4 protein-coding genes are annotated in these 4,421 nt (G+C 43.6%); 2 read left to right on the forward strand and 2 right to left on the reverse strand.

What is annotated here, in order from left to right; all coding sequences use genetic code 11:
- Positions 1-230: 230 nt before the first annotated feature.
- Entirely contained in the window at positions 231-1,715 is a 1,485-nt protein-coding gene (locus tag MICAI_RS09115; protein ID WP_008200738.1) for an efflux RND transporter periplasmic adaptor subunit, read from the reverse strand.
- Between MICAI_RS09115 and MICAI_RS26365 the strand changes: the two genes are divergently transcribed.
- Positions 1,657-1,803 carry a hypothetical protein gene (locus MICAI_RS26365; RefSeq protein WP_172456657.1) on the forward strand — a complete coding sequence of 49 codons (147 nt, stop codon included), beginning with the start codon at positions 1,657-1,659 and terminating at the stop codon, positions 1,801-1,803. The genes MICAI_RS09115 and MICAI_RS26365 overlap by 59 nt on opposite strands.
- A 34-nt stretch (positions 1,804-1,837) precedes the next feature.
- Positions 1,838-2,719 carry a tetratricopeptide repeat protein gene (locus tag MICAI_RS09120; RefSeq protein WP_008200740.1) on the forward strand — a complete coding sequence of 294 codons (882 nt, stop codon included), beginning with the start codon at positions 1,838-1,840 and terminating at the stop codon, positions 2,717-2,719.
- A 408-nt stretch (positions 2,720-3,127) separates the two neighbouring features.
- Here the strand turns inward: MICAI_RS09120 and MICAI_RS09125 are convergent, their stop codons facing one another.
- Complete coding sequence (locus MICAI_RS09125) at positions 3,128-4,315, reverse strand: glycosyltransferase (protein ID WP_008200742.1); 1,188 nt, start codon at positions 4,313-4,315, stop codon at positions 3,128-3,130.
- Between the last annotated feature and the right edge of the window lie 106 nt (positions 4,316-4,421).

The raw sequence follows: 4,421 nt of genomic DNA on the forward strand, positions 1-4,421 counted from the left end.
ATGAATTGGGACGTATTTTCAGTGAACAGTAATCAGTGAACTGAAAACTCACATCTGATAACAAAGGCCGAATCTAAAACCTAATTTGTTAAGCTAAAAGCTTTTGGGAGAATTGCCCGATTCTGTCTTTTGCCTCTTGCCTGTTGTCTCTTGCCTTCAGAAGCTGATTACTGATTACTGAAACTGCCATATCATAAAAAAGACAATTTGAAGATATTTGTTAAGAGAAATTATTGAGATTTTTTATTAGTTGTCGAGGTATCTTCAGCCCCTTCGGGGAGATCGATAAAGACCTTTTCTCCAGCTTCCAAACCTGATAAAATTTGGGTTTTATCGTCTAAGACCAAACCGATCGAAACGGGTTTAAAACTGGGTTTATTTTCGGCATCGGGAACTAAAACTCCTGACCTGCCTTCCCGGGTGACAATGGCTACAGTCGGCACGACGAGGGCATTATCTAACTGCTGGCCGACAAAAGTTACATCCACATTCATTTTCGATTTGAGTTTGTCGAGTCCCGTCACCAGACCGATTCTCACCTCAAAAGAAGTAACATTATTCTCGATAATTGCTTCGGGAGCCACGAGAATAACTCGACCTTCAAAGACTTCTTCAGGAAAAGCATCGGCGACAATTCGCACGGGTTGGCCGCGCTGCAATAAACCCACATCTACTTCCGGCACTTTAGCAATCACTTCCAATCCCGATGCTAGGGCGATAATCGAGGTGGAAGTGGCGGAAGCGGTACTAGAGGCCGAAGTGGTGGGAGTGACAAAAGAACCCTCAGTGGCGTATTTTTGGGTGACGATGCCATCAAAGGGAGCAGTAATGACTGTATCGCGGTATTGAATCTTAATTTGCTCTAAATCGGCCCTAGCGGCCGCTACAGATGATTCTAGTCGAGCCAGCTCGGTTTCTTGGGTTTTTTGGCGTTGTTCGAGGGCAAATTTCGCTTCTGCGATCGCTGCTGCAGCTCCTATCATTTCCTGCTCAATTCCGGCCACTTCTGGGGAAGCGGTTTTATCCGCTTGTTCCAAACGGCGGATCGATTCGTCTAAATTGGCTTTAGCGTTGAGATATTCATTGAGGACGGCATCAAATTGGTCTTGAGCGATCGCCCCTTCCCGGACTAAATTTTCATTGCGTTTAACCCGATTTTCTGCTAGTCGAAAACGGGATTGGGCTGCTTGTACCTGAGCTTGCAGCTGGTCTAAATCTTTGGGAATTCTTTCTTTGGCCTGAGCTAAACGGGCTTCTAATTGCTTATAACTGGCCTGTGCCTGATAAAATCGGGCCTGTAATTGCCGGATATCTTCGGGAATGCTGCGTTTAGCCTGTTCCAGACTGGCTAGAGCTTCCCGTAGATGCGCTTCTGACTGCATTCCTCGGGCATACACCTCTAAATTATCCATGACGGCGAGGGTTTGTCCCTTTTTAACAATCATGCCCTGATCCACCAATAATCGCACTAATCGGCCGGGGTTTTTTGGGCTAATGTTAACACTTTGGATTGGTTCCACCCTACCACTAGCTTTAATTTCCACAGCGAGGGTTTCCCGTTGAGCAGGAACGGTCATTTTCGCCAATTCCAGGCCAGGAGGAGGAGTTTGCAGCAAGCGATAAGAAACTACTCCCACCGCCAGAAAACCACTAGCCATGAGTCCGAATATCCAAAATAGGGGGCGATTTGATTTTCCCAACACGGTTATTGCCATCGATCAGCCAAAAGTTAATTGGTTATATACTAACGTCTCTAGAGCTGCCTTTGTTGTTTCTTTAGCCAACAACTCCCAAGCGAGATAGACTGATTAAAAAAGGCCTATCGCGGGGGTAAACTGTGCCAAAACTTCAATTAATCATTTCTTTGCTCATTTTTTTCGTCGCTGGCAGCCCGCCGGCTTTTTCCCAAGCTCTACTCCCCTACACCATCGAACCAGAGTTAGAACAGATGGAACAAGCGGGAATTGAAATGGCCGAGGATGCCATCCAATTAGCTCGTTTTCGCCGTACCGATGCAGCCCTCGGACGGGCTAAGTTAGCGGTGCAGTTAGCCCCCCATCTCTATCAAACTTGGTTTATTCTCGGTAGTTTATATCTGCAAGACGATCAGGTGCAACTCGGTATCGAGGCATTAAATCAATCTTTGTCTCTCGCTCCCGCCGATGCCCACGCTAATATTAAATTTTCCCTCGGTAGTGCCTATTTTCAGAATCAAGATTACCAGTCTGCTATTGCCCAGATTGAAGCGGGTTTGCAAATGAAACCCGATATCTCCCCCGCTCTTTTTGATCTCGGTAATTCCTATCTCAAGTTAGAACAATATCCTGCGGCGATCGCAGCTTACGAAAAAGCTGTTACTCAAGATCAAGATTTTTGGCCGGCTATTAATAATATTGGTTTAGTTAAATACGAACAGGGTGACAAGGAAGCCGCTCTTAAAGATTGGCGGGCCGCTTTGAAAATCGATCCTAAACAGCCGGAACCTCAGTTAGCTATTGCGGTGGCTATTTATAGTCAAGGTAAAACCGAGGAAGGCATCAAATTAGCTCAGGCCGCTCTCACTAGCGATAGTCGTTATGTCAGTCTGGAATTTTTAGGCGAAAATCTCTGGGGTAAACGTCTTCTGCAAGATACGGAGAAAATGTTTAATCATCCTAAAATGAAAGATTTTATCGCTCGTTTACCACAACCAACCCCAGAAGCGGACGAAGAAAATTAAGCTGATAGCAGCAAGCATTAATACTAAATCCATTGAGTATAGGCTACATATCAGGATAGGCAAGAGGCAACAGGCAACAGGCAAAAGGAGGAATAGATAATCAGTCTTTAATAACTGGATTTAGTATAAGATAACTCCTTAGTTAGGGCTTGCTGAATAATGGTAAAACCCTTTTAAAATAAGGCTTTTGACCTGTTAAAATCCGATGTTCATGCTGCGAAAATAGGATTAAGACCTTCAAAAACCTGGCATTATCCTTCTTTTAGTACATAAACTGGTACAACAAAGAGGGCAACAAAGCCTGAAACGACCGGCTCCTGACGACCGGCTACTGACTCCTAACCCCACCAACAAACTTTTTCAGCAAACCCTAGTTAATTGGCTAGGAATTCTTGAGGATTGCTCTAGCTAATTAGAATAAACTCGCCCTTTCCAACTTCCCCCTTGGCCGCGCCAATAACGCAGGGCAGAATCGACGGTCATTAAACTATAAAAGAGGGCAATTAGGGGTAAAGTTAAAGCCCGCAGGGGGGATAATTTATATAGTCTTAAAGTCGGGCTATAGGAAAGGGCTATTAGTAATAAAGTGACGGTGCTAATTATAATAATTGATGTTTCTTTTAAGACCAATCCCCAGATTAAGCCCAAGGGGGCGGCTAAATAGGTTAAAAACATCCCGAAAATTGTCCCGATTAACCAAAGTGTTGAGTAATTTAGTTGCGTAAATGCGGTGCGGGACACCATATTCCAAATGCTGGCTAAATCGGGATAGGGACGGAGACTATAGGTGGTTTCTGTTAATCCTAACCAGATGGATTTCTCGCTATTTTCGGGGTGATTTTGCAGATATTTTTTAACCGCAATCGCCAAGGAACAATCATCAATTAAAGCTTGTTTAAGAATCTCAATACCGCCAATTTTTTCTAGGATATCTCGGCGAATTAAAATGCAACCCCCGGCGGCAGCAGCTATCGGGGAATTAGGGTTATTAACTAAGGGGAAAGGATAAAGTTTCTCGAAGAAAAAAACAAAGGCAGGAATAAGAAATTTTTCCCAAAAACTGTCACAGCGTAGCAACACCATCAGGGAAACTAACGCTTGTTTTTCCTGTACTGCTTTAGTAACTAATTGGGTTAAATTATCCGGTGCGTGGGCAATATCGGCATCGGTGAAGAGAAAATAATCGGGTGCAAATTTCTCGGTAGCCTCTGTTATTCCCTGTTTCATTGCCCATAATTTACCTGTCCATCCTATCTCTAAAGGTTGTCCAGAAATAATAGTTATTTGTCCAGATTTATGAGATTGGTGGGCAATTTCTTGAGCAACTTTTCCAGTGCCATCACTGCTTTGATCATCAATTAAAATAATCGAAAATTCTCCTTGATAATCTTGGTTAAAGAGGGAAGTTAAACTGATAGGTAAAACGTCGGCTTCGTTTCGTGCGGGGATAATTGCCGAGACTTTTGGATAATTTGTTAAGGGAGAAGTGACAGGATTAATTTTTTGGTTAGATAGCCAAAATTGTCCCCTGCCTAAGATTAAATATAACCAAATTATCAACGATAGGGAAGTAACTAATAATAATAAAAATGTCATAAGCTAGTCGGCTTTCGATGAGGGAATAGGGAACAGGTTAAAAAGAGTAAGTAGGTAGGTGTTAAAAGTTGTCAGACACCCCCCTTATCAAGGGGGGGCAGGGGGG

Origin of the sequence: Microcystis sp. T1-4 (assembly GCF_000297435.1) — a bacterium.
In the GTDB taxonomy this organism is placed as follows: Bacteria; Cyanobacteriota; Cyanobacteriia; order Cyanobacteriales; family Microcystaceae; genus Microcystis.